The 474-nt window shown below is 33.5% G+C and carries 1 pseudogene; it reads left to right on the top strand.

From position 1 onward, the window contains the following. Positions 1-21 precede the first annotated feature (21 nt). A pseudogene (locus KH893_RS11880) lies at positions 22-474 on the top strand (PH domain-containing protein); the annotation flags it as partial.

Raw genomic sequence — 474 nt, 5'->3', positions numbered from 1 at the left:
GCTGTATTACCGGTTATTCCCTTGAAAATTTCCAATTTTATTGAAAAACTCAACCAGCAGTCCCGTTTAGGAAAATCTGCATCGGAAAATGTTTTTGCGCAAGTAAACAATAAAAAAATTGATAGCAGTTATCAAATAAACTTTCGTGATTTGTCAAAATATGCCTTGACTTCATTTGGTATTATTCCGGTTCTCTTGGGTTTTGTTGGATTTTTTTCCCAGGTTGATGGTTACTTGCCGCAAACTAACAAGAAACCGATTGAATCAACTATCGATAATTTATTGGCAGAGAGTTTTTTTATTCTTGCAATTCTGATTTTGCTTTTTAGTTTGCTTGCGTCCTATTTGACGACCGTTCAAAAATATTATCATTTCACTTTGATTAAAAGCAAGAATAAATTGACGACGATTCGTGGTTTTTTTCAAAGAAATGTCGTCAGTTTACCCTTAAAAAAGATTCAGGCGGTCTTTATC

The organism is Liquorilactobacillus sicerae, from assembly GCF_029916425.1.
In the GTDB taxonomy this organism is placed as follows: domain Bacteria; phylum Bacillota; class Bacilli; order Lactobacillales; family Lactobacillaceae; genus Liquorilactobacillus; species Liquorilactobacillus sicerae.
This window is presented reverse-complemented; position numbering and strand designations above follow the sequence as displayed.